The organism is Kribbella pratensis (genome assembly GCF_004365355.1).
Classification (GTDB): Bacteria; Actinomycetota; Actinomycetes; order Propionibacteriales; family Kribbellaceae; genus Kribbella.
Window position 1 is genome coordinate 1,695,268 of record NZ_SODP01000002.1, and the last position, 20,213, is coordinate 1,715,480.

General features: G+C 68.2%; 25 protein-coding genes. 11 read left to right on the forward strand and 14 right to left on the reverse strand.

What is annotated here, in order from left to right; all coding sequences use genetic code 11:
• Positions 1-44 precede the first annotated feature (44 nt).
• Complete coding sequence (locus tag EV653_RS24845) at positions 45-1,523, forward strand: DHA2 family efflux MFS transporter permease subunit (protein ID WP_134106076.1); 1,479 nt, start codon at positions 45-47, stop codon at positions 1,521-1,523.
• On the opposite strand, the gene EV653_RS24850 is transcribed toward EV653_RS24845, so the two are convergent.
• The 3 genes from EV653_RS24850 to EV653_RS24860 form a co-directional block, all read right to left on the reverse strand.
• Positions 1,503-1,907 (reverse strand): hypothetical protein, encoded by a 405-nt coding sequence (locus EV653_RS24850; protein ID WP_166679545.1) that lies wholly within the window; start codon positions 1,905-1,907, stop codon positions 1,503-1,505. The genes EV653_RS24845 and EV653_RS24850 overlap by 21 nt on opposite strands.
• Positions 1,908-1,999: 92 nt before the next feature.
• Positions 2,000-2,521: a hypothetical protein gene (locus tag EV653_RS24855; protein WP_134106078.1), complete on the reverse strand. Its 522-nt coding sequence runs from the start codon at positions 2,519-2,521 to the stop codon at positions 2,000-2,002.
• Positions 2,522-2,565: 44 nt separating this feature from the next.
• Positions 2,566-2,955, reverse strand: a complete 390-nt coding sequence (locus tag EV653_RS24860) for a hypothetical protein (RefSeq protein WP_134106079.1) — start codon at positions 2,953-2,955, stop codon at positions 2,566-2,568.
• Positions 2,956-3,104: 149 nt separating this feature from the next.
• Here EV653_RS24860 and EV653_RS24865 point away from each other — a divergent pair, with 149 nt between their 5' ends.
• Together EV653_RS24865 and EV653_RS24870 are read left to right on the forward strand one after the other, a co-directional pair.
• Entirely contained in the window at positions 3,105-5,564 is a 2,460-nt protein-coding gene (locus tag EV653_RS24865) for a Tex family protein (protein ID WP_166679597.1), read from the forward strand.
• A 124-nt stretch (positions 5,565-5,688) separates the two neighbouring features.
• Entirely contained in the window at positions 5,689-6,243 is a 555-nt protein-coding gene (locus EV653_RS24870) for a dihydrofolate reductase family protein (protein ID WP_134106081.1), read from the forward strand.
• Here the strand turns inward: EV653_RS24870 and EV653_RS24875 are convergent.
• Positions 6,225-6,425, reverse strand: a complete 201-nt coding sequence (locus EV653_RS24875; protein ID WP_134106082.1) for a heavy-metal-associated domain-containing protein — start codon at positions 6,423-6,425, stop codon at positions 6,225-6,227. The genes EV653_RS24870 and EV653_RS24875 overlap by 19 nt on opposite strands.
• Positions 6,422-6,802 (reverse strand): nuclear transport factor 2 family protein, encoded by a 381-nt coding sequence (locus EV653_RS24880; protein WP_134106083.1) that lies wholly within the window; start codon positions 6,800-6,802, stop codon positions 6,422-6,424. The genes EV653_RS24875 and EV653_RS24880 overlap by 4 nt, the downstream gene beginning before the upstream one ends.
• Positions 6,803-6,839: 37 nt before the next feature.
• Here EV653_RS24880 and EV653_RS24885 point away from each other — a divergent pair, with 37 nt between their 5' ends.
• Positions 6,840-7,421, forward strand: coding sequence for a TetR/AcrR family transcriptional regulator (locus EV653_RS24885; protein ID WP_238160063.1), 582 nt, complete (start codon positions 6,840-6,842; stop codon positions 7,419-7,421).
• Here EV653_RS24885 and EV653_RS24890 read toward each other — a convergent pair whose 3' ends face one another.
• Both EV653_RS24890 and EV653_RS24895 read right to left on the reverse strand, forming a co-directional pair.
• Positions 7,422-8,198 (reverse strand): GNAT family N-acetyltransferase, encoded by a 777-nt coding sequence (locus EV653_RS24890; protein ID WP_134106085.1) that lies wholly within the window; start codon positions 8,196-8,198, stop codon positions 7,422-7,424.
• 24 nt (positions 8,199-8,222) lie between these two features.
• Positions 8,223-8,693, reverse strand: coding sequence for a helix-turn-helix domain-containing protein (locus tag EV653_RS24895; RefSeq protein ID WP_134106086.1), 471 nt, complete (start codon positions 8,691-8,693; stop codon positions 8,223-8,225).
• Positions 8,694-8,755: 62 nt separating this feature from the next.
• On the opposite strand from EV653_RS24895, the gene EV653_RS24900 reads away from it, so the two are divergent.
• The 3 genes from EV653_RS24900 (at position 8,756) to EV653_RS24910 (ending at position 10,791) form a co-directional block, all read left to right on the forward strand.
• Positions 8,756-9,928 carry an MFS transporter gene (locus EV653_RS24900; RefSeq protein ID WP_166679546.1) on the forward strand — a complete coding sequence of 391 codons (1,173 nt, stop codon included), beginning with the start codon at positions 8,756-8,758 and terminating at the stop codon, positions 9,926-9,928.
• 351 nt (positions 9,929-10,279) lie between these two features.
• Positions 10,280-10,465, forward strand: coding sequence for a hypothetical protein (locus EV653_RS24905; protein ID WP_134106088.1), 186 nt, complete (start codon positions 10,280-10,282; stop codon positions 10,463-10,465).
• A complete protein-coding gene (locus EV653_RS24910) occupies positions 10,462-10,791 on the forward strand; it encodes a hypothetical protein (RefSeq protein ID WP_134106089.1) in 330 nt (109 codons plus the stop codon). The genes EV653_RS24905 and EV653_RS24910 overlap by 4 nt, the downstream gene beginning before the upstream one ends.
• A gap of 157 nt (positions 10,792-10,948) precedes the next feature.
• On the opposite strand, the gene EV653_RS24915 is transcribed toward EV653_RS24910, so the two are convergent.
• Positions 10,949-11,665: a hypothetical protein gene (locus EV653_RS24915; protein WP_238160066.1), complete on the reverse strand. Its 717-nt coding sequence runs from the start codon at positions 11,663-11,665 to the stop codon at positions 10,949-10,951.
• Positions 11,666-12,126: 461 nt separating this feature from the next.
• Entirely contained in the window at positions 12,127-12,927 is an 801-nt protein-coding gene (locus EV653_RS24920) for a methyltransferase domain-containing protein (protein WP_134106091.1), read from the reverse strand.
• Between the two features lie 89 nt (positions 12,928-13,016).
• On the opposite strand from EV653_RS24920, the gene EV653_RS24925 reads away from it, so the two are divergent.
• A complete protein-coding gene (locus EV653_RS24925; RefSeq protein WP_134106092.1) occupies positions 13,017-13,874 on the forward strand; it encodes an aminoglycoside phosphotransferase family protein in 858 nt (285 codons plus the stop codon).
• On the opposite strand, the gene EV653_RS24930 is transcribed toward EV653_RS24925, so the two are convergent.
• The gene (locus EV653_RS24930; RefSeq protein WP_166679547.1) at positions 13,866-14,609 is read right to left on the reverse strand and encodes a phytanoyl-CoA dioxygenase family protein; all 744 of its coding nucleotides are present in this window, start codon (positions 14,607-14,609) and stop codon (positions 13,866-13,868) included. The genes EV653_RS24925 and EV653_RS24930 overlap by 9 nt on opposite strands.
• Before the next feature lie 66 nt (positions 14,610-14,675).
• Positions 14,676-15,038, reverse strand: coding sequence for a nuclear transport factor 2 family protein (locus EV653_RS24935; protein WP_134106094.1), 363 nt, complete (start codon positions 15,036-15,038; stop codon positions 14,676-14,678).
• Positions 15,039-15,151: 113 nt separating this feature from the next.
• On the opposite strand from EV653_RS24935, the gene EV653_RS24940 reads away from it, so the two are divergent.
• Both EV653_RS24940 and EV653_RS24945 read left to right on the forward strand, forming a co-directional pair.
• The gene (locus EV653_RS24940) at positions 15,152-15,946 is read left to right on the forward strand and encodes a helix-turn-helix domain-containing protein (RefSeq protein ID WP_134106095.1); all 795 of its coding nucleotides are present in this window, start codon (positions 15,152-15,154) and stop codon (positions 15,944-15,946) included.
• Positions 15,943-16,446, forward strand: a complete 504-nt coding sequence (locus EV653_RS24945) for a DinB family protein (protein WP_134106096.1) — start codon at positions 15,943-15,945, stop codon at positions 16,444-16,446. Before EV653_RS24940 ends, EV653_RS24945 begins: the two co-directional genes overlap by 4 nt.
• A gap of 38 nt (positions 16,447-16,484) precedes the next feature.
• Here EV653_RS24945 and EV653_RS24950 read toward each other — a convergent pair whose 3' ends face one another.
• On the reverse strand, positions 16,485-17,543 hold the full coding sequence (locus tag EV653_RS24950; protein WP_134106097.1) for a hypothetical protein: 1,059 nt from the start codon (positions 17,541-17,543) through the stop codon (positions 16,485-16,487).
• Entirely contained in the window at positions 17,543-18,058 is a 516-nt protein-coding gene (locus EV653_RS24955) for a SigE family RNA polymerase sigma factor (protein WP_134106098.1), read from the reverse strand. The genes EV653_RS24950 and EV653_RS24955 overlap by 1 nt, the downstream gene beginning before the upstream one ends.
• Before the next feature lie 157 nt (positions 18,059-18,215).
• Here EV653_RS24955 and EV653_RS24960 point away from each other — a divergent pair, with 157 nt between their 5' ends.
• Positions 18,216-19,463, forward strand: coding sequence for an SH3 domain-containing protein (locus tag EV653_RS24960; protein ID WP_134106099.1), 1,248 nt, complete (start codon positions 18,216-18,218; stop codon positions 19,461-19,463).
• A gap of 48 nt (positions 19,464-19,511) precedes the next feature.
• On the opposite strand, the gene EV653_RS24965 is transcribed toward EV653_RS24960, so the two are convergent.
• Positions 19,512-20,177: a hypothetical protein gene (locus tag EV653_RS24965; RefSeq protein ID WP_134106100.1), complete on the reverse strand. Its 666-nt coding sequence runs from the start codon at positions 20,175-20,177 to the stop codon at positions 19,512-19,514.
• Positions 20,178-20,213: the final 36 nt, after the last annotated feature.

Sequence of the window (20,213 nt, forward strand, 5' to 3'; positions counted from 1 at the left end):
TGGGTGTAAGGCCCAAAAACGACGAACTGCAAGGAGACCTCGAGATGCACGCGACGACCGACACCCTGGCGACTACGCCGGCCACGCAGGGCGGCCGCTCGCGCTGGCTGGCTCTGTACACCCTCTGCGCGGGCATGTTGATGATCGTGCTCGACGTAACCGTGGTGAACGTGGCCCTGCCGGCCATCCAGGACGACCTCGGCTTCACCAGCTCCTCGCTGGCGTGGGTAGTGAACGCCTACCTGATCGCCTTCGGCGGCCTGCTCCTGCTGGCCGGCCGGCTGGGCGACCTCCTCGGTCGGCGGAACATCTTCACCGCCGGACTGGTCGTCTTCACCGCCGCCTCCGTGCTGTGCGGGCTGGCGCAGACGCAGGAGATGCTCGTCATCGCCCGGTTCATCCAGGGCGTCGGCGGTGCGCTGACCTCCGCAGTGATCCTCGGCATGATCGTGACGCTGTTCCCCGAGCCGCGGGAGCAGGCCAAGGCGATCGGCGTGTACGCGTTCGTCGCGTCCGCCGGTGGGTCGATCGGTCTGCTGGCCGGTGGCGTCCTGACGCAGGCGATCAGCTGGCACTGGATCTTCTTCGTGAACCTCCCGCTCGGCGTACTGACCGCAGTACTCGCGGTGAAGCTGATCGAGAAGGACAAGGGCCTGGGGATCGGCAAGGGCACCGACGTACCCGGTGCGGTGCTGATCACCGCGGCGCTGATGGTGGGCGTCTTCACCATCGTCAAGCCGGCTGCTGAGCTCGGCTGGACCGCTCCGCGGACGCTGGCGCTGGCTGCGGCGACCTTAGTACTGCTGGCCGGCTTCATCACCCGTGAGGCGACCGCGGCCAACCCGCTGGTGCCGCTGCGGATCTTCCGCTCCAGGACGCTGACCGGCGCGAACCTGATCCAGGCGCTGTCCGCCTCCGGGATGTTCGGCATCTTCTTCCTGGGCTCGCTGTACCTGCAGCGGGTGCTCGGGTACGACGCACTCCAGATCGGACTGGCCTTCCTGCCGACCACCGTGGTGATGGGGCTGCTGTCGGTGAAGTACTCCGAGAAGCTGGTCATGCGCTTCGGCCCGCGCCGCCCGCTGATCGCCGGACTGTCCCTGATCGTCGTCGGACTGGCGCTCTTCACCCAGGCTCCGGTCGGTGGCAACTACTTCGTCCACGTACTGCCGGTGCTGGTACTGCTGGGCCTGGGCGGCGGCGTCTGCTTCCCGGCGCTGATGGGTCTGTCGATGTCAGATGTGAAGCCCGAGGACGCCGGTCTGGCGTCAGGCCTGATCGGCACCATGGGCGAGGTAGGCGCCGCCCTGGGCCTGGCCATCCTCGCCACCCTCTCCGCCACCCGCACCGCCGGCAGCACCAAGCCGGCCCTCCAGGCCCTGACCGACGGCTACCACCTCTCCTTCGCCGTAGCCGCCGCCATCGTCGCCGCCTCAGTAGCCATCGCACTCACCGTAATGCGCCAGCCGAAGCCGGCGTCCGAGGTTGAGGACGAGGAAGAGCTACTCCTCGAAGCAGCCTGATCTGCGGAGAACCGAGGGGTCGTCGTCCAGTCCGGACGACGACCCCTTGTCCGTGTTCACCCTGCGGCGATCCGCAATCAACCTGGCGACGGTCAAGGCTGCAACCGGCATCATCACGAACAGCCCGAACTTCCAATCGTCCAGGAACGCTGACACCGCCAAGAAGCCTGCGGCGCCCATGAACACAGCAGCCAGCAACCACGAGAGCACTTTGTGCCGATCCGCCCACGGGCCCGAACGTCCGTCGTACAGGGCTCGCGGTGCGACGATAACGAAGCTCAAGAGCACCAGCACCGAGGCCAGCGACGCAACGTCGTGCCAGCCGTTTGCCTCGGTCAGTCCATTCACGGTGAACAGCGCCCCCGCCAACGCGAAGAGCCGCATCGTCCGACCGGGACGTCGTTGGCTCCGGCGTTCGAACTTCTCGTGCCACCTTTTGACGGCGGCACCAGACCGCGCCAGGCTCGATCCGCCGATCATTGCGGCCCAGTCCTTTCGAGCCTGCCTTCGGAGTACCACTCCCACCAGGACAGGCCGCGTCGGCGGGCACCGATGGTAAGCAGCACCATTGCCAGCAGAAGAAACGTCGATCCGCCGACAAGCAGGCCCCAGCCGTTGCGTGGCGTGCGCCTGTCCATGGTCCAATCGCGAGCATCGACGGCCGCCAGTGCGGTCGACGGATCGGACGGCAAGTAGACGATCTGGAGGGGCATCGCGTAGCGAGTGCCGGGCGCGGGTGTTTGCACTCCCTCCGGCATCCCTTGCCGATCGTCCTCGCAGTACTGGAGAACGGTCCGGACCTGCCCCCGGCCAGGGGCGGCGAAGACGACCCGAACCTCACCGATGAGCGGACTGCCTTTCCCCGGGTAAACCACCACCTCGACCGAACTCGCCGCGCTCTCGGCACCGCCGGCGAGTAGCTCATGGCTCAGGCTCACCCGGCTGTCCAGCTCGAGCAACGTCAGTCCGCCGAACAGCATCGCGACGAGCGCGGGCACAGCGATCCACGTCGGACCGCGGCCCGGCCAGTTGACGTTTCGGGTCATTCCGATCCGCGGGGACGTTCACGTCGGCGGACGACGCTGGAGAGTGGCGCTGCCAGGGCCACGGGGACCGCGATGAGGATGCTGGTGGTGCGGGTGAGACCGAGGATCTCGACGAGCATGGCGAAGAGCCCGGCGGCCAGCACCAGAGACATGAAGACGACGCTCAGGATAGGACGCCTGTCCAGGGCAGCCATGCGGGCGGCATGCGCCTCAGGGGCGATGCCGAAGGGAAGGATCAGTACGACGAGGCTCGCTGCCCAGAGGACGTTCTCGAGGGTGGGGTTCACGGCTGCCTTCACGACGAAGGCCAGTGGGACCACTACCTGGATCGCGCGGTGCAGGCGTGGCGGGTTGTAGCTCTCGACGTACTGCTTGAACTGCCCCATGCGGTTCCTCCCCGGTTGATGATCGCATGGGTTGTCCACAGGTGGGGGTGGGACGGGTTTCGGGGTGGGGGGTGGGATGGGGAAGGATATGGAGCCCGGCCGGGGCAGAATGTTCGGCGGGTTTGTCGGTAGAGGGGAATCGGACAGTGGTGGTGCAGTCGATCGAGCGGCGGATCGCGGATGAGCTCGAGGTGGGTGAGAACCAGGTGCGGGCGGCGGTGGCGTTGCTCGACGAGGGGTCGACCGTGCCGTTCATCGCGCGGTACCGCAAAGAGGTCACCGGAGAGCTCGACGACGCGCAGTTGCGCACGCTCGAGGAGCGCCTGCGGTATCTGCGTGAGCTCGAGGAGCGCCGGCAGACCGTGCTCGACTCGATCGAGAGCCAGGGCAAGCTCGACGACGCGCTGAAGGAGCAGATCCTCGCCGCGGACACCAAGTCGCGGCTCGAGGACATCTACCTGCCGTTCAAGCCGAAGCGCCGGACCAAGGCGATGATCGCCCGGGAGAACGGCCTCGAGCCGCTCGCTGACGGCCTGATGGCCGACCCGGACGTCGAGCCGTTCGCCGCGGCCGCGGTGTTCGTGAACGCCGAGGTCCCCGACCCGCAGGCAGCGCTCGACGGCGCCCGCGCGATCCTGGTCGAGCGGTTCGCCGAGGACGCCGACCTGATCGGTGAGCTGCGCGAGCGCCTGTGGGAGCAGGGCCGGCTGGCGTCCGCCGTGCGGGAAGGCAAGGAGACCGACGGCGCGAAGTTCTCGGACTACTTCGACTTCGACGAGCCGTTCACGAAGATGCCGTCGCACCGGATCCTCGCCCTGTTCCGCGGCGAGAAGGAGGACGTGCTGACGATCACGGTCGAGCCGCTGCCGGCGGGCGTCGAGGTCGACGGACCGACGGAGTACGAGACGACCATCGCCCGCAAGGTCGGCATCGAGAACCAGGGCCGCCCGGCCGACAAGTGGCTCGTCGAGACGGTCCGCTGGGCCTGGCGGACGAAGATCCTCGTGCACCTCGGCATCGATCTGCGGATGCGGTTGCGCCAGATCGCCGAGGACGAGGCGATCCGGGTATTCGCGGCCAACCTGCGTGACCTGCTGCTGGCCGCCCCGGCCGGCACCCGCGCGACGATGGGCCTCGACCCGGGCTTCCGCACCGGCGTGAAGGTCGCGGTCGTCGACGCCACCGGCAAGGTCGTCAACACCGGCGTCATCTACCCGCACGTCCCGCAGAACCAGTGGGACAAGTCGATCGCCACCCTGGCCGCGCTCGCCGCCGCGCACAACGTCGAGTTGATTGCCATCGGCAACGGTACGGCGTCGCGCGAGACGGACAAGCTGGCCGGTGAACTGATCGCCAAGCACCCCGAGCTGAAGCTCACCAAGGCGGTCGTGTCGGAGGCAGGCGCGTCGGTCTACTCGGCGTCCGCATTCGCCTCGCAGGAGCTGCCCGGCATGGACGTGTCGCTGCGCGGCGCGGTCTCGATCGCGCGCCGTCTGCAGGACCCGCTGGCCGAGCTGGTGAAGATCGATCCCAAGTCGATCGGCGTCGGGCAGTACCAGCACGACCTCCCGGAGAACTCGCTGTCCCGATCGCTCGACGCGGTCGTCGAGGACTGTGTGAACGCGGTCGGCGTCGACCTCAACACCGCGTCCGCGCCGCTGCTCACCCGCGTCTCCGGCATCACGCCGGGGCTGGCCGACAACATCGTCCAGCACCGCGACGTCAACGGCCCGTTCAAGTCGCGTACGGCGCTGCGCGAGGTCGCACGCCTCGGCCCGAAGGCGTTCGAGCAGGCGGCCGGGTTCCTCCGGATCCCCGACGGTGACGACCCGCTCGACACGTCGAGCGTGCACCCGGAGGCCTACCCCGTCGTACGCCGGATCCTCGACGCGACCGGGTCCGACGTGAAGTCGCTGATCGGCTCGCCTGAGCTGAAGCGGCTGAAGGCAGCGGACTTCGTCGACGACATGTTCGGCCTGCCGACCGTCAGGGACATCCTGGCCGAACTGGAGAAGCCGGGTCGCGACCCACGGCCGGCATTCAAGACCGCGGTGTTCGCCGAAGGTGTGGACAAGATCGCGGACCTGAAGCCGGGGATGCGGCTGGAGGGCCAGGTCACCAACGTGGCCGCGTTCGGCGCGTTCATCGACATCGGCGTGCACCAGGACGGGTTGGCCCACGTGTCCGCGCTGTCGAAGAACTTCGTCAAGGACCCGCGCGAGGTCGTGAAGCCGGGCGACATCGTCAAGGTCAAGGTGCTCGAGGTCGATATCCCGCGGCAGCGGATCTCACTCACGCTGCGCCTGGACGACGAACCGGGCGCCGGCGGCGGACGTCCCGGCGATCGCGGCGCCCGGTCCGGCGGAAACCAGGGCGGCCAAGGCGGCCGCGGTCAAGGCCGCCAGGGCGGTCAAGGACGAGGCGGCTCCGGTGAGCAGGGTCGCGGGCCAGGCGGATCAGGCGGCCGTGGTGGCCAGGGCGGGCGCGGCGGGAACCGCGGGCCCGGTGGTCAGGGCGGCCAGGGTCGTGGTGGCAAGCAGGCTGAGACCCCGATGGACGAGACGTCACTCGCGGAAGCGTTCCGGAACGCGGGATTCACGGTCCGCTGACGTGCCGGGTCGGGCGGACGGCTCGGCACCTCGAGGGGTATCCGTCGAGGTGCCGACGGGAAGGCATGTCGAGCGATGACGGTTGGTTCCGACGTACCAGGTGAATCCAGCCAGGAGGAGTCTGATGCGAGACCTGATCGTCACCCAGAACATCACCGTCGACGGTGTCATCGAGGCGGGTGACTGGTTCGGACCGGCCGACGGCGGCCCGGAGGTGCTCGAAGCGCTGCGCGAGCAGATGGCACGCGCCGACGCGTTCCTCACCGGTCGCGTGACGTTCGAGCAGCTGCGCGGCTTCTGGCCCAAACAGACCGACGATCCGACCGGCATCTCGGCGTACCTGAACCAGGTGCAGAAGTACGTCATGAGCTCGACGCTGCAGAATCCCGGGTGGGAGCCGACCACCATCCTCCGCGATCTGGACGAGGTGCGCCGACTGAAGGACGCTGCCGGCGGAGACATCGTCTGCACCGGCAGCATCGACGTCACCCATCAACTAATCGCAGCTGACCTGGTCGACGAGTACCGCCTGTTCGTCTATCCGTCAGTGGTCGCCACCGGCCGCCGTCTCTTCCCCGACGGCTCATCACAGAAGCTGACGTTGACCGGCAGTACGTCGTTCCCCAGCGGCGTCGCTCTCCTGACGTATCGCACTACGGCTCACGACGCGACCTCGTAGCCGGCCGCTTCAACCGCGGTCCGGATCGCGGCCGGTTCGATGGGGCGATCGGTGGTCAGGTCAACCATTCCGGTCGCCAGATCGATCGTGACCGCGTCGACGCCGGGCAGTGCTTCGAGTTCCTCGGTGACGAAACCGACGCAGTGCGCGCAGGTCATCCCGAGCACGTGGAACGTCGTCATGATGCGCTGAGGTTGCGGGTTGCTTGGGTCGTACGTCGCATCCGGCCGTCCTGCGCGAGTTCGCCGAACAGGTAGACCTCGGTGGAGATCGTCCGTCCGCGGCGCATCTCGGCGTGGATCGTGAACCGCGCGGCCAGACGGTCCTCCGTGCGGATCGCTTCGTGGACGTCGTACGAGCAGGAGACCAGGTTCTTCCGGATCGGGCGGAGGTGGTCGATCAGGCGTTGCCGGTCGAGCGTGATGCCGTCGGCGATCTGTTCGATGTCGGGTGTGTAGTACCGGTCCACAACCTCAGCGGCGTCGCCGCCCGCGACGACCTCCCGGGTGAACGAGCCGAAGAAGTCCGCGACGAACTCCCGTGCGCTTAACTCTGACATGCTGTCAAAGATAAGCGCCTCGGTTAACCTTTACAAGGTGTCAGAGAACAAGCCGGTACGACGCCGCCGCGCCGACGCCGACCGCAGCAGGGCGGCGATCCTGGCGGCGGCCGTGGTCCTGCTCGACGAGCAGCCCGACGCGAGCCTGGAGCGCATCGCGGAAGCGGCGCACGTGACCAGGCAGACCGTGTACGCACACTTCACGTCCCGCGACGTACTGCTGAATGCCGTCCTGGATCAATTCACTCAGGAGACGCTGGAGGCGATCGACAACCTCGAACTGGACGAAGGACCCGCGCTGGACAAGCTGTTGCGGCTGATCAACCTGAGCTGGCGGACCTTCGAGCAACACCCCTTGCTCCTGCACGTACCGCGAACCGCCGGCCCCGACGAGCGCCACGACCCGGTGACCGAGCGCTTCACCCGACTGATCCGCCGAGGTCAGAACACCGGCGAAATCACCCGCGAACTTCCGGTCGACTGGCTGGTCACGTCCGTCGTCGCCCTGGGCCACGCCGCCGGCGAGTCGGTCGCCGCGGGCCGCCTCTCCACCCGAACCGCCAACAAGACCCTCAACACCACGATCACCCGACTTCTCCGCCCAGACAGCCGCAGTTGATCACCGCAGGTCGGCCAAATGGCCGTCGGGGTCGCCTAGGTGTACGGCGGTGGCGCGGGGGGTGTAGCCGAGGCGGCGGTAGATGCGGTCTGCGCCGTCGTCGCCGGGGGTTAGCCAGGCCAGTGTTGCGCCGCCTAGGTTGAAGGCGCTCTGGGTTGCGTAGGCGGTGGCGATCGCGCCCAGGCCGCGCCGGCGGTGGCTGTGGATGGTCCCTACGCCGGCGACCTCCGAGACCTCGTCGGCGACTGCGGTCCACGCTGCGGTCGCGGCTGGTACGTCGTCCACGTAAACGATCACCGCACCGCCGTCCGCAGGGTCGGGCTTGTACGCGAAGTCGGCGCTGTCCATCTCGTACGCCTCCGCGGCGACCGCATTCGCCACGGCCTGCTCCTCCGGAGACGACACCACCTGCACCGTCGTACCTGCCGACAACGACGGAACGATCAGCTCAAGAGGCTCGACCACGAGCAGCGGGAGGTGCGACACGATCGTCATCCCCTGCGCCGCGAGTGCCTCGGCCAAGCCGGGGTTCGCCTCGTCGACGAACTCCGCGTGCACCCATCGTCCTTCGGCGGCGAACGCCTGGCGGATCGTGTCGATCGCCCACGGGATCTCGTCCGGATCGAACGGTTGCCCGGGCTCAGCCGCGAGTACGCCGGACAGGTACCACGCATCGTCGTCGTGCAGCAGTCCGGCCAGCGGCCCGGCGATCACCTGCCGCTTCGAGCGCGCCGAACCGGTCAGCTGAGCCGCGGCGATCCGCGCACCGATGTCCATGCCCCGGACCTTACGGTGCGCCGATCACAGCCCGCGACCGGATTGCGCGAGCACCACGAGGTCAAGGAACCGGCTCAGGTCGGCCGCGCTCGGCGGGCGACCGAGCAAGACGGCGAGCGAGTCGAGCGCCGCGACCAGATCGCGGCGGACCGCCGCACGAGACCTGCCACGAGCGGCCCCGCCGGCTTCAGCAGATCCAGCAGATCCAGCAGATCCAGCGGCGAGCAGCGCGACAACCGAGCCGGCCCGATCGGACCCGGACACCAACTCGGTCCCGGCCGACGGTAGAGCAGGTGGCTCTGAGTCCCCGATCCTCACCTCGAGCTCCGCCCCCAGCGCCGTCGCAAGCCGATCCAGCGCGGCGACCGTGGGGTTGCCCCGCCCGTTCTCCAGATTCGCGATGTACGGGACGGACAGACCGGCATCGACGGCCACCGACGCGATGGTCCGCCCGGCCGCCTTGCGACGGTCGCGCAGTACCTCACCCAACTCCATGAGCCATATCTTCACAGAACACTATTGCGACTGTCTATTCCATGAAGATAGATTGCTGCGCCGTGAGAGATTTCCGGAGGCTCTGGTTCAGCGGCGCGGTGTCGGGCATCGGGTCCTGGCTGCTGATCGTGGCGATCCCGTTCTACGTGTTCACGTTGACCGGGTCGGCGGTCGCGACGGGACTGACCTTGGCCCTGGAAGCCCTTCCCGCGTTGCTGATCGGCCCCTGGGCCGGCGTACTGCTCGACCGCTGGGACCTGGCGCGGGCGATGTGGATCGCGGATCTCGCCAGCGCTGCCGCGGTCGGACTGATCCTGTTCGCCGACCGGGATCACGTCTGGCTGATCTACCTCGCGATCCTGCTCGAGAACACCGCGACCACGGTCTTCCGGCCCGCCGTACGCGCTCTGCTGCCGGCCGTCGTCGGCACGGGGAGTGAACTCGCGAGAGCCAACGCCATCAACGCCGTCACCAGCAGCGCGATCCGGCTGGCCGCGCCACCGCTCGGCGCGCTCCTGCTGGCCGGCCCCGGGATCACGTGCGTGCTCATCGTCGACATCGTCAGCTACTTGTTGTCGGCGGCAACAATCGCCACGGTCCACACCCGCCGCCACCCGACCACCGGCGTACCACCGCGACCCCTCGAAGGGCTTCGCGCCGTCGTCAACCACCGGGCGCTCCGCGGCATCCTCATCGGCCAGACGGTCTTCCTCACCGCGAACGCCGGCCTGACCGCGCTCCTCGTACCGTTCACCGTCGACCGCCTGCACGCTCCGGGGTACGTCGTCGGTTACCTGATCTCCGGCCTCGGCGCCGGATATCTCATCGGCGCCGCCGCAAGCACCAGGGCGGCCCGACTCCTCGGCACCCGCGAACTACTCACCCTCACTCAATTCGTCACAGCCTTGGCGTACTTCGCGCTCTTCAACGCGCCGAATGTCCCGCTAGCCGTCGCCGCAGCAGTTCTGATCGGCCTGCCCGGCAGCATCCTCCTCATCACGGCCCAGACCACGATCCAACGGACAGCACCAACCGCCGTGCTCGCGAGCGTCGGCGCACTCTTCTTCGCCGCAGACTCACTGGCCTTGCTGATCGGCGCCCTGGCCGCCCCCGCGATGGCGCTCGCCCTCCAACTACGCCTCACCCTCAACCTCATCGCGGCGCTGGCCGTCTGCGCGGCAGTCCTCTCGCTGATCGTCGTACCGCGTCATCCCGCACACTTCAGCCGGAGCTGATCGATCTTGTTGCCAGCAGCAACAGCACGGAATTGGTCATCTCGGTACGTGAGCGAGTCAGCGCAAAGGGTTAGCAGGACGTCATAGTTTTAGCCCGGCCGAATACCCCGGGGGCGTCTCCGAATCGTTATCGGCACATTGCGGCAAACATTCTTGACATGGTTTCCCGACTCCCCGGGTACCGGTCCGAGAGGCCGATGACCTGCGGGTTCGTAGGGTTTCCCTACGCTGCGTTAGGCCTCTGTAAAGGTCCCTTCCAAACGGTTCCGAAGGGCCCGCCGATGTTGTGTTCTTTACTCAGCGCCGGACAAAGCCGTTCGGGGCCTACCACACACTGCTGAAGGAATCGCGATGACCGAGACGCTCGAGACCCCCGCAACGCACCGTCGGGTGCGGGTCTGGTTCGGCGCTCACCCGATCGCGGACCACACCACGAACGTGGAGCAGGCCGGGCAGTACGAGGAAGCCATGCGTCGGCGGTTCGCCTCCCTCCGGGTGACGAGCGAGCCGGTGCTGGTGGACACGGCAGAGCGATGACCACCCGGCCGACGCTGCTCGGGTATGTACGGGCCGACGCGCTGAGCTGCGCGGAGGAGCTGGCCGCGGCGACCGATTCACTCGCCGCATTCGCCAGCGCGGAGGGCTTCACCCTCGGCACCGTCTACACCGAGCGCGACGCGGCCGAGTCCGCTGCGTTCCACGCACTGCTCGACGAAGTCAAGAGGTCCGACGTCCGCGCGGTCGTCGTACCGACCATGAATCACCTCGGCGTAGACGACGGCGCTCCGGCGGCGATGCGCCAGCACCTCGAGTTCCACCAGGCGCAGGTCTGGGCAGTCGACTCGATAGTGACAACTCCATAGACAAGCGGAGCTGACGTCTTGACCCCTGCATCGGCGTCGGTTCCGCTCTCCACCTCCACAGCTGCACCGGGGATGCCCGGGCGGTAGTGGACCAACAAGGCCCCACCGGCTGCTACCGGTGGGGCCTTGCCCATGTCGCGTCCGCCCGCAAACGAACTCAGGCGACGATCGTGTACCCGTATCGCTTCATCTCCGCGGCGACCGAGTTGTTGAAGATCCCGGTGACCTCGAGCTTGAAGTGCAGCTGCACCTTCCGGATCACCCGCTGGAAATGCAGGTGCCACGGCACGCCCGCGGCCGGCACCGTCTCGGCCTTGGTGATCGCGCCGACCCGCGGGTGCGCCGCCCAGGCGATCACCCGGGCCCGGTCCGCGCCCCACACACCGGTCATCGCGTCATGCGTCCGCGCGTACGCCATCGCGGCCAGCGAGATCGTCGAGTCCGGCACCGGCTGCTTCGGCGGGTGTGCCTTCAGGTAGAGCTCCCAGGTCATCCCGTAGTACCCGGGCGGCCCGTCGTCCTTGCCCCGGTTGGCGAGCCCGTTGAGCTTGCGGTGGTACTCCGTCACCTGGATCGCCGCGCCGCGGGACAGGTCCTTGTCGCCGACCGCGATCCCGTGCACGTGGTACGGCCACTTGCCCTGCGCCGGTGTCCGCAGCCACGCGGCGAACCCGACCGCGCGCATCGCCTTCACCACCGCGACCCGCTGCGCGGCGCTCTTCGTCCGTACGTCGATGTCGACCGCGCCGCCACCGTCGTGAGTGCCGGCCGACGCCTCCACGCCGCCCTTGTTGTACGACCCCTGCAGGATCGCGAACTTGGACTTGTACAGCTGCTCGGCGGCCTCGACCATCGCCACCGTCCGCCTGTTCATCGTGACGCCCCGCCAGGAAATCCTTGCCTCAGGCATCTTTATCCCCGGTCGCCGGGCCGAGGATCAGCTCCGCGTCCTCGGCGGCGCCGAGCGCCTCCAGCTGGTCCAGCTCGTCGTCGGTCAACTCGTCGAACACTTCCGGCATAGCCCCGTTCCCCTTCCCCCTGATCGATCGCGCGCCGACCCCCGGCGGGCGAAATCGCAGCTCAGCCTAAGCAGGTGCGAGGTCAGGTAACTAGCTGTAAAGGTTTGGGGAACGTGAAGTTTTCCGTCCGCTCCGCGTGCCGGGGTGTGTGCGGAGGGGCCGGATGGGGTACCTGTAGGTGGTCCCGCGGTTCGGTCAGTGCCATTCGGGCATGGGTGGTGTTCACCGAGCCGCGAGTTCTCCCACTGAGGGGCGGGAGAACGACCGGCCCGGCGGGTGTGTCTCTCCCAGGATGCACCCGCCGGGGTACGGGGCCTCAGAGCGCGGACGCGACGAACAGATACCTGTTGAGGCTGAAGAAGTAGCTCGGCCCCATACTCCGCAGATCGTCCGCCCAGGCCTGGGCCTCCTCCTCGGTCACGCCGGCATGGCCCGGCACGAACTCCGACACGATGTCGATCAGCCCGGCACTGTACGTCCGCGCGTCGTACGCCGTGTTGAGGATCGGCACCACCTGTTCGTGGGTCAGCGTGAAACCGGACGTGGCCAGTACGTCGGCCAGCGTCCGCGGCAGATGTGGATCGGCCAGATGGTCCTCGAACGCGGTCAGCACCCGGGCCATTCGCTCGTCGTCACTCGACCGCCACACCAGCGATCCCCAGTCGGTGTCGAGCAGTACGACGCGACCGGCCGGCCGCAGCACTCGCCGTACCTCCACGAGCGCGCCGGCCACATCATCGACGTACTCGAACACCTGGGTCGACACCACCACGTCGAAGCTCTCCGCCGGATGCGGGATCCGGGCGACCGTAGCCAGCTCCAGCTCGATCCTGGGCCCGCCTGGCACCTCCGTCCTGGTCCCCGCGATCGCCAGCATGCTCTCGCTGATGTCGATGCCGCAGATCCGCCCGTCCGGCCCGACCTCAGCGGCCATCTCGGCGGCCAGCAACCCCGGCCCGACACCGACGTCGAGCACCCTGTCCCCCGGCCGCAACGCCAACGCCGCCCGCACCACCCGTCGCTGCTCGACCACATCCGGCGTCCTGTACACGGACTCGATCTGCTGGGAAACCTCCGGGTCGAACTGCAACCCGTCAACGTCAACCTCTCCGCCCATGTCCCACATCATGGTCCGCGATCCCGTTTCCGGGGAGGCCTTCTGGAAATCGGAAGCGCTGCCCCGGGTTGCCCCGCTACGGTTCCAGGGTGATCGAGCTGCCCGAGTCGTTCCTCGAGATGCCGCGGTGGTGGACGGAAGGGCAGGCCTGGCTGGCGTCGTTGCCTCGAGCAGTCGACGAGCAATGCCGCCGCTGGAACCTCGCTGTAGCAGGGCCGATCGCCCACGGGTCGAACGCGATCGTCGTACCGGTCGAGCGGGACGGCATGGAGCTCGCACTGCGGATGTCGCAGCCCGGTGCCGAGGTCACCCAGCAGGTCCGGGCGCTGAAATGGTGGGACGGCCGCGGCATGGTCCTGTTGGTGGATGACGATGCCGAGGCCGGAGCGATGCTGCTCGAGCGGCTGTCGACTCCGTTGCTGACCCGGCCGATCGACGAAGTGACCGTCGTCCTCGGGCAGCTGATGCGCAGGATCGCCGTCTCCGGTCCGGCGGATGCGCCGTCGACCGCGGACATCGTGACGACGCGATCAGCCGAGCTCGAGCCGCAGTGGGAACGGCTCGGTCGTCCGTTCGACGCCGCGATCCTGCGCGAGGCACTCGACGTCGCCCCGACCGAGACGACGTCAACCGCGGCAGTCAACGGCGACTTCCACTCCGGCCAGGTCCTCGCCGGGCACCGGGAGGCCTGGCTGATGGTCGACCCGGTGCTGTACCGCGGCGACATCGAGTTCGACCTCGGCCGCGTCCTGTGGTGGGACCTCGACAGGATGACCGACATCGTCCCGTACTTCGATCTCGCGGTTCGCGAAGCCGGCCTGGACCGGGACCGCGCACGCGACTGGGTGATCTGGCGGACCGTCGACTACTGGCTGTGGGGACTTCAGGCGGGCCTCACCGAGGATCCGGTCCGGTGCGCCAGGTTGATCAGCGCCCTCTCACGATGAACGAGCAGCGTAGATGAAGCGGCTGCGCATCATCCGAGGCGCATCGGCCGCGTTGGGCGCGATCGAGTGCAGGATCCACGGATGGGTCAGGTACACGTCGCCGGCCTGACCGGTGAGCTCGATGACCCGGACCGGCAGACCGTCGAGATCTGCCGGTGCCATCGGATCCACCGTGCGCTGCTCGGACGTCAGGTTGCGGAACCACGGATCTGACCGCAGTACCTCGTCACGTACGGCCTTGAACTCGCGCTCTTCGGTCGTGGTCAGGAAGCGCTCGACCACCTTGTGCGAACCCGCGACCTGCGGTGTCCCGCCACCACCCGGCTCGAGATCGCCGAGCAACGCCCAGATCTTGACGGCCTGGGGCGTCTCGTCGAAGCCCACGTCGGTGTGCCACTGGCGATGCGGGACGGCCCATTGCCCACCCTCCGGCATCGTGACGAGGACCTGCCCCTGGTGCTTCGGCTCGAGCCACTGACCCAGCAGACCGTCGAGCGCCGATCGCACCCGCGGCCCGAGGATCGCGTGGGCCGCGCGAGACGACTTCGTGCTCTTCAAACCCGTCGGCCGCGACGGCGTCCAGGTCGACCGGTCGGCACGATCCATCCCGTACCGCTCGGACAACTCGTCCCACAAGGCGTCCCGCATCCGCGCGGCATCGTCGGCGGAGAACGCGGACGGGACCTTCACGATCCCGTCGCGCTCGAAAACGTCCAGCTCTTCGGCGGTGAGCACCCGCCCATGGTGCTCCGGCCGCCGCCGGGCTTCCACTCAATTAACCGTCCGCGGTCGGCGCCCGGCTCAGTGCTCAGGCGCGAAATCGTGGAAGCCGATCAGCTTCTGGATCTTGCCGTCGCCGTCGAGGACGACGATGTCGGTACCCCCGGCCACCGGCTCCTGACCGTCGGCCTTGAGGTGCCAGGTCCAGCGCAGGTAGGCGTGGTGTTCGTCGATGTCGCCGGTGCGGACGAAGGACAGTCCCGGGAACATCTGCTGGGCGGCGCCGACCAGCTTGTTCAGCTCGTCGTGGCCGGTGGTCTCGAAGCTGGGGTCCTGAAAGGTCGCGTCGTCGGTCCAGGTTGCGGCGATGAGCTCGGCCCGGCGGTCGGCGTCGGCGGCGTTCCACATCGCGAAGTACTGGTCGGCGAGAGCGGTTGCGTTCATGGTGTTTCCTCCTCGGAAGGTTTCGATGACCAGAACCTTGCCGCCGTACCCGGGCGGCGGTCGATGACGTCGGAGGTAATGGCGATGTCTACGCCGACCGCTACGGTCGGGGTATGGCAGCAACGATCGAGGAGACGTTCCAGCGCCCGGTGGGCGAGCTTCTGCGCGGGTGGCGGGAGCGGCGCCGGCTCAGTCAGCTCGAGCTGGCGAACCGGGTCGAGGTGTCCACCCGGCACGTGAGTTTCGTGGAGACCGGGCGGTCCAAACCGAGCCGGGACATGGTGCTGCGGCTCGCCGAGCACCTCGACGTACCGCTGCGGGACCGGAACCAACTGCTGCTCGCGGGCGGCTTCGCGCCGATCTACAGCGAGGCGTCGCTGCACTCGCCGGCGATGCTTGCCGTTCGTACGACGCTGCGCCGCCTGCTCAAGGCGCACGAGCCGTTCCCGGCGCTCGTGGTCGACCGCTGGTGGAACATCGTCGAGACCAACGCCGGGATCCGGATCTTCACCGCGGGCGTCGACGAGAAGTTGCTCCAGGCACCGATCAATGCCCTTCGGCTGACCCTGCACCCGGACGGCCTGGCCAAACGGATCGGCAACATCGCCGAGGTCCGCGCCAGCGCACTCGCCAGCCTGCAACGCCAGGCCGCGAGCACCGCCGACCCCGAGCTCCAGGACCTGTACGACGAACTCCGCGCGTACGCCGTGGACGACAAGCCGGCACCACCCGGACCGGCTGAGGTCGTCATACCGTTCAAGCTCACGCACGACGGGCGCGAGTTGTCGTTGCTGACGATGATCGCGACGTTCGGCACCCCGCTCGACGTCACGGTGTCCGAGCTGATGATCGAGTCGTTCTACCCCGCTGACGATGCGACCGCGGAGTACCTGCGGAGCCTTTCGTGAAGCCGGCCAGGGAGGTCGCAGACACGATCGAGCTGCATCTGCAGTACCTCGATCGCTATCGCGAGATCATCGAGAAGAAGCTGACCGGGCTGAGCGACGCCGAGCTACGCGGCAGCCGGTTGCCGTCGGGATGGTCGCCACTGGAGCTGCTGAAGCACCTGGTCTTCATGGAGCGACGGTGGCTGCGCTGGGGCTTCACCGCTGAGCAGGTCGAGCATCCGTGGGGTGATTCCGGAGATGATCCCGACGGTCGCTGGGCGGTGACGGCAGACGACTCGCTGGAGAGCCTGCTGGCTCAGTTGCACGTGGGTGGTGAGTTCACGCGGCAGGTCGTCAGCGGAATGGATCCCGCGACGGTTGCGTCTGCCGGCGGGCGGTTCGGGCCCGACGATCGGCCGACGCTGAACTGGATCTTGTTCCATGTCCTGCAGGAGTACGCACGGCACGCGGGCCACTTGGACGTGGCCCGCGAGCTCGTGGATGGAGCCACCGGCGAGTAGGTCTTGCAGGGTGGCCTACTCGCCGGTGGCCGGGAGCCCTACCGGCCTGAGGAGGGGTGGCCGGTCGGGAACGCCGTCGGGATGCTCGGCGTCGGGAAGCTCGGCTTGGACGTCGGGGTCGGCAGCGTCGGCTTCGTGGTCGGGATCGACGGCAGCGTCGGCTTGCTGTGCGGCTTGACCGTCACCTTCACACCGGCCGACACCGTCACGGTCGGCACAGCCGGCTTCGGTGCGGTCGGCTTCGCCGTCGGCAGGTTCGGCTTGCTCGGCAGGTTCGGCTTGATCGGCAGGCTCGGCTTACCGGTCGGCACGCCCTGCACGCAGTCCGGCACGGCCGGGACCGCGGGCTTGCCGGGCAACGACGGCTTAGCGGTCGGGAGCGTCGGCTTGGCCGGCAGCGAAGGCTTGCTCGGCAGCGTCGGCTGGCCGGTCGGAAGCGACGGGAGGGTCGGCTTCGTCGTCGGCAGGCTGGGCTTGCCCGTCGGGAGCGCCGGCAGCGTGGGCTTTGTCGTCGGCAGGCTCGGCTTGCTCGGCAGCGTGGGCTTGCCGGTCGGCCAGGTGGGCTTGGCGGTGGGGATACCCGGCTTGCTCGGCAGCGTCGGCTTCGTCGTCGGCCAGGCCAGCTTGGCAGGCAACGAGGGCCGGGTGGTCGGCAGGCTCGGCTTGCTCGGCAGCGTGGGCTTGCCGGTCGGCAGCGTCGGCAGGGTCGGCTTCGCCGGCAGCGTGGGCTTGGCCGGCAATGTCGGCGTCGGCGGGTTGTTCGGGTCGATCGTCGTGTTCACGACCACCTTTGGCAGCTGCGGCTTGGCCGGAAGGCAGGTCGGGTCGATCGACGGCGCCGACGGCGTACCGGCCGGAATCACTGCCGGCACCGGAGGCTTTCCGCCGACCAGCAGGTTCTTGACCGGAAGGGTCGGCCCGCCGACCGCGGCGGACACGGTCGCAACGGTTCCCGCCAGGGCGGTGACGCCCGCGGCGGCCAGTCCCCGGCGCAGCCAGGTCAGCCGCTTGCCGCGCCGCATCAGGTCACCGGCGTCCGGCTGCCACGGCTCGATCTCATACGTCAGCGCGTTCCGTACTTGCTGCTCGTCACTCATCAGTTTCCTCCAACTCCGCTGTCGATCAGGTCGGGTGCCAGACGCAACTTGGCCAGCGCCCGGGAGGCCGTGCTCTTCACGGTCCCGGTCGCCATGCCGAGGAGCTCGGCGGTCTCGGCCTCGGAGAGATCCTGCGAGTAGCGCAGCGCGACCACGGCTCTCTCCCGGACGGTCAGACCGTTGAGAGCCGAGAGCACGGCCTCCCTGGTCTGGACCGCCCCGGCGAAGTCCGCCACCGCTCGCTGGTCCCAATCGTTTGCTACCGGATCACTGGGTACTTCGTTGTTCCAGCGCCGGCGGGCCTGGGAGAGGAATCGGTTGACCAGCACCCGCCGGACGAACCGCAATGGGTCGCCCTCCAGCCGGTGCCATTTCGGATAGGACCGCATCAACGCCTGCTGCACGAGGTCCTCGGCGGTATGCCGATCGCCGCACAACATCTCCGCGAAGCGGAGCAAAGGGGTCGACTGCGCCACGACGAATCGCTCGAAGTCGGCGTCCGCGGTCCGGGTCATCGATTCTCCTCAGCCTCTGTCACACCGGTCCAAACCCGCTGAGTCACCGATCGGGTTCTGTTCGGAGTGGGAGAAATTTATTCACGGGCCTATACAGAGGTGGTGTTTGTTTGTCACATTGGGTGCACAAGCCTTCACCGCCCCGGAGGTTCCGCCCATGCGTACCAGTCGTCCAGCCGCACTCGCCGCCTGTCTGGCCGTGACCGCGGCGATCTTTACCGCAACCTTGCCGAGCGCCGCCGCCACACCCGATCCCGCGCCCACACCCGATCCCGCCGCCTCCCAGCCCGTCACCGTCGCGCAGCCCGTCACCGTCGCGCAGCCGGTCGCCGGGTCGAGCAACGTCCGCGTTGAAGGCGGCCGCATCGTCCTCGGCGACGCACCCGCCGCGATCGGCTCGACCGAGATCAACCAACGCTCCGGCCTGGCCGAGCTCACCCCGGTCCACTTCGCCGCCTTGACCTCGGCCGTGGTGGTCGGCTACACGGCCGCCATACCAAACGGTATGTCCGGGTCGGTCGACGTACGATCCTGGGCCGACGGCCGATGGTCGGAGTGGACCGAGGCGAAGACCGGCACACCGACCGCATTGCCCACCGCGAGCAGCCAGGTCCAGCTGCGGGTGATCCTCACCGCGCCACCGACCGGCGGCAGCCCGTCCGTCGCCGATCTGACCGTGCAGCCGGCCGACAAGATCGCGGCTCCGCGGATGAGCATTCAGGCCGCGCCGCTCAAGTCGCACGTCTTCGCCACCCGCGAAGGCCTCGTCGGCGGTACGACGGCCAACGGCCACGTGATCGTGAGCCGCGACCACTTCGTCGCACTGCCCTCACGGCGCGGGCTGTCCGGCAACGGATCCGGCACGTACTCCGTCAAGGTCTGCACCGCGTCACGCTGCGCCTTCGAGCCGGTGTGGGACGTCGGGCCGTGGAACACGAAGGACGATTACTGGAACCCGAGCGCGACCCGCGAGATGTGGAAGGACCTCCCACAGGGCAAGCCCGAGGCGCAGGCGGCGTACCAGGACGGGTACAACGGAGGCAAGGATCAGTTCGGTCGGACCGTCGCCAACCCCGCTGGGATAGACCTTGCGGACGGCGTGTTCTGGGACGCGCTGAAGCTGGCCGACAACTCGTTCGTCGACGTTACCTATCTGTGGACGGGTGACGGCGGCCGCGGCACGGTCTCGATCTCGTCCGGCTACCTGAACGTCCGCAACGCGCCGAACTCGACCGGCGCAGTCGTCGGCATGGCCGGCAAGTCCGCACAGGTCACCGTCGAATGCCAGACCACCGGTGAGACCGTCACCGGTTCCCAGGGCACCACCAACATCTGGCTCCGCGTGAATACCGGCATGTACGTCGCAAAGGCCTGGATCTCGGCCGGTACCTTCGGCACCTGCTGATGCAAGCTGGGACTCCCGTACGCCCGCCCACGTACGGGAGTCCCGGTGTCAGCGAGCCAGCGGGTCCGCGCCGCCGCCGAAGCGCTTGAGCAGCTTGCCCTGCGCGTCGTACACGAAGACGCCGTTGCTGCGCGAGTTCTGCGGCGTCAACGGAGTCACCTGCGCGGAAGACTCGACCCAGCCGGTGATCCCGGCGAGCCGGTAGATCTTCCCGTACCAGGCCTTGGTGCCGACCGTGTAGACGACGGTCGCGGCCTGCGAGCTCTTGAAGACCGAGCTGACCGTACCGCCGACCGACTGCATTCCCGGGTCGGCACCATCGCCAATGTTGGCGTTACCAACGGTTTGCCGCCACCCGAACGGCTCGTACGCCGGCTCACCCGGCTGTCGGCTGATCACCGCCCACTGCGTGCCCTTGGTCTTGAAGTACAGCCCCGGACCGAGCTTCACCTCCTGCCCGGCGGCCAGCGTCCCGACCGCGGGCCGGGCATTCTGGACCTGGTACTTCGTTGCCTTAGGCGCCTTCTTCACCGGCCCCGCGGGCGTGGTGCTCTTCACGATCGTCCCACCCGGACCGCCCGCCACCGCGGTGTCCTGAGCGGCGGCCTTGTCGCTCGTCCCGGTGAATACCGCGACAGCGATCATCGTGCCCGCCACCGCGACCGCGGCGAGGCCGGCCGGCAACAGCCGGGCCAGCCCTCTCGTGTCTCGCATCTCGTTGCCTTTCGCAAGGTTTCGTTGTCGGGCTGA

What these genes read in the sequence shown, in the direction of transcription:
- EV653_RS24920 (WP_134106091.1), bottom strand. Translation starts at nt 12,927, where the DNA reads ATGGGCGGAGAGGTTGACGTTGACGGGTTGCAGTTCGACCCGGAGGTT.
- EV653_RS24940 (WP_134106095.1), top strand. Translation starts at nt 15,152, where the DNA reads ATGGCAGCAACGATCGAGGAGACGTTCCAGCGCCCGGTGGGCGAGCTT.
- EV653_RS24875 (WP_134106082.1), bottom strand. Translation starts at nt 6,425, where the DNA reads ATGACGACGTTCCACGTGCTCGGGATGACCTGCGCGCACTGCGTCGGT.
- EV653_RS24860 (WP_134106079.1), bottom strand. Translation starts at nt 2,955, where the DNA reads ATGGGGCAGTTCAAGCAGTACGTCGAGAGCTACAACCCGCCACGCCTG.
- EV653_RS24935 (WP_134106094.1), bottom strand. Translation starts at nt 15,038, where the DNA reads ATGAACGCAACCGCTCTCGCCGACCAGTACTTCGCGATGTGGAACGCC.
- EV653_RS24910 (WP_134106089.1), top strand. Translation starts at nt 10,462, where the DNA reads ATGACCACCCGGCCGACGCTGCTCGGGTATGTACGGGCCGACGCGCTG.
- EV653_RS24870 (WP_134106081.1), top strand. Translation starts at nt 5,689, where the DNA reads ATGCGAGACCTGATCGTCACCCAGAACATCACCGTCGACGGTGTCATC.
- EV653_RS24845 (WP_134106076.1), top strand. Translation starts at nt 45, where the DNA reads ATGCACGCGACGACCGACACCCTGGCGACTACGCCGGCCACGCAGGGC.
- EV653_RS24895 (WP_134106086.1), bottom strand. Translation starts at nt 8,693, where the DNA reads ATGGAGTTGGGTGAGGTACTGCGCGACCGTCGCAAGGCGGCCGGGCGG.
- EV653_RS24955 (WP_134106098.1), bottom strand. Translation starts at nt 18,058, where the DNA reads ATGACCCGGACCGCGGACGCCGACTTCGAGCGATTCGTCGTGGCGCAG.
- EV653_RS24960 (WP_134106099.1), top strand. Translation starts at nt 18,216, where the DNA reads ATGCGTACCAGTCGTCCAGCCGCACTCGCCGCCTGTCTGGCCGTGACC.
- EV653_RS24850 (WP_166679545.1), bottom strand. Translation starts at nt 1,907, where the DNA reads ATGCGGCTCTTCGCGTTGGCGGGGGCGCTGTTCACCGTGAATGGACTG.
- EV653_RS24890 (WP_134106085.1), bottom strand. Translation starts at nt 8,198, where the DNA reads ATGGACATCGGTGCGCGGATCGCCGCGGCTCAGCTGACCGGTTCGGCG.
- EV653_RS24915 (WP_238160066.1), bottom strand. Translation starts at nt 11,665, where the DNA reads ATGAACAGGCGGACGGTGGCGATGGTCGAGGCCGCCGAGCAGCTGTAC.
- EV653_RS24905 (WP_134106088.1), top strand. Translation starts at nt 10,280, where the DNA reads ATGACCGAGACGCTCGAGACCCCCGCAACGCACCGTCGGGTGCGGGTC.
- EV653_RS24965 (WP_134106100.1), bottom strand. Translation starts at nt 20,177, where the DNA reads ATGCGAGACACGAGAGGGCTGGCCCGGCTGTTGCCGGCCGGCCTCGCC.
- EV653_RS24880 (WP_134106083.1), bottom strand. Translation starts at nt 6,802, where the DNA reads ATGTCAGAGTTAAGCGCACGGGAGTTCGTCGCGGACTTCTTCGGCTCG.
- EV653_RS24950 (WP_134106097.1), bottom strand. Translation starts at nt 17,543, where the DNA reads ATGAGTGACGAGCAGCAAGTACGGAACGCGCTGACGTATGAGATCGAG.